Here is a 1,884-nt window from a genome sequence, read left to right as displayed (position 1 = left end):
CGACGCGACGCGGTCTCCGCGGGCGGCGGGTCGGCCAGCACCCCGTGGTGGCGCAGCGCCCACCGGTAGAAGTCGGTCATCCGCAGGGGCCCGCGCCGGACGCGGTCTGCCCAGGCGGCGAAGTCGGCGCGGTCGGTGAGGAATCCGCGCGGTGGCAGGACCGTCAGCCCGTCGACGGTACGCGCGAAGGCCAGCGCCGACCGGGACGGCGGGTGGACCAGCTCGACCGGTTCGCCGACCTTCGCCAGCGCCTCGCGGAAGGTGTCGGTGCGCAGCAGCAGCGCCCGGTCGCCCAGCTCGGCGGCCCGGTGCCGCAACGCGGAGAGGATGAGGTGGGCCTTCTGCCGGTGCAGTGTCCGGCGCCGGAACAGCCCGTGGGCCTCCACGAGCAGCACCGGTTGGTCCGGGTCGTCGAGGAAGTGCGGGCCGAGCTGGTCGGCGAGCAACCATCGGCGGCGCGGCATGGCCCGATTCTGCCGGCCGGCGGCATCATGCGCCCGCCGCGCGCGCATGTCGTCCGGGGCCTTCGGTGTGTCGCCGGTCACGTTCCGGTCGCGGCTGCCGAGCGCAGTTCCCGCCGGCGTGCCACCACGGTGACCGTGACCAGCCCGAACAGCAGCGCCGCGACGAGCGTCACCGGCTCCGGCCCGAACGGGGTGAGCAGCACCAGCACGGCGGTCGCGGGGAATGCCGTCGTCTCCCGGCCCTGCCGTTGCCGGCGGACGTGCAGCACCCAGATGGTGAGCAGGTACACGGCGACCGGGATCGCCGTGGCGTAGCCGACGGTCACCGGGCCGACCGCCGCGAGGTCGCGCTGCCGGTCGACGGCGACGGCCAGGCCGGCGCCCACCGCCGCGACGGCCGCGAACACCACGTAGTGCCCGTAGCCCCAGGCCAGCGCGGCGGGCAGCCGCTTCGGCACCTCGATCCGCCGGTCGAAGTAGAGCCACCAGAGCGAGAAGACGATCACCGTGCCGGCCGCGGCGAGGGGCCACAGGCCCTCGTCGCCGGCGTCCACGCCGGTCTGCACCGCCACCGAGGTCTCCAGCACCACCTCGCCGAGCACGATGAGGGTGAACAGGCCGTACCGATCGGCGATGTGGCCGGGATGCCACGGCGTGACCCCGGACCGCTCGGCGACCGCCGGCACCAGCATCTCGGCCAGGACCAGCACCAGGAACGTCGGCGCCTCCCAACCCTCGGGCAGCAGCAGCCGCAGCAGCCAACCGGCCTGCACCACGGTGACCCCGATCGCGAAGCGCCGGGTGGTGACGCGGTGCTCCGGGTCGCCGATCGACGCCCGCGACCAGTGCACGACGGCGGCGAGCCGCATCACGACGTACCCGTAGGTGATGGTGGCGAGGTCGCCGCTGAACGCCGACGGCACGCCGGCGGCCAGGATCAGCGCCCCGGTGATCTGCACCAGAGTGGTGAGGCGGTAGACGTCGTCGTCGGTGTCGTACGCCGACGCGAACCAGGTGAAGTTCATCCAGGCCCACCAGATGGCGAAGAACACCATCAGGTAGCGGGCCACCGCCTGCCCCACGTGGTCCGCGGACACCTCGTGGTGCAGGTTCGCCGTGGCCTGGGCCACCGCCACCACGAAGCACAGGTCGAAGAAGAGTTCCAGCGGGGTGACCGGACGGTGCTCCTCGTCGCGGCGCCGGCCCACCATGGGCCGGTACCACGGCCGCAGCCCGGTCGTCGCCACCGCAGACTCCTCGCGCCCATGGCCGGGTGCCGGACGCGGCGGACCGACCGCCCTCACGATAGGCGGGTCGGTGGTCGTCGCGGGTCAGTTCGCCGAAGGTACCGCCGACCCGGGGGACCGGGGCGCGGGGAGCGCCACGGCGGTGTCGCCCCGCTCCAGCACGCGCAGGCCCG

2 protein-coding genes are annotated in these 1,884 nt (G+C 74.2%); both read right to left on the bottom strand.

The window, feature by feature from the left end:
• Window positions 1-464: cryptochrome/photolyase family protein (locus tag AB0I76_RS28975; RefSeq protein WP_357042050.1), on the bottom strand; the 464-nt coding region annotated here is incomplete at its 3' end.
• 77 nt (window positions 465-541) lie between these two features.
• Window positions 542-1,711, bottom strand: coding sequence for a low temperature requirement protein A (locus AB0I76_RS28970; protein WP_357042047.1), 1,170 nt, complete (start codon window positions 1,709-1,711; stop codon window positions 542-544).
• Window positions 1,712-1,884 lie beyond the last annotated feature (173 nt).

It is taken from the genome of Micromonospora sp. NPDC049799 (assembly GCF_040656655.1).
GTDB lineage: Bacteria > Actinomycetota > Actinomycetes > Mycobacteriales > Micromonosporaceae > Micromonospora.
Note: the sequence above shows the minus strand (reverse complement) of the source record. Positions and strands in the feature narration are given on the sequence as shown.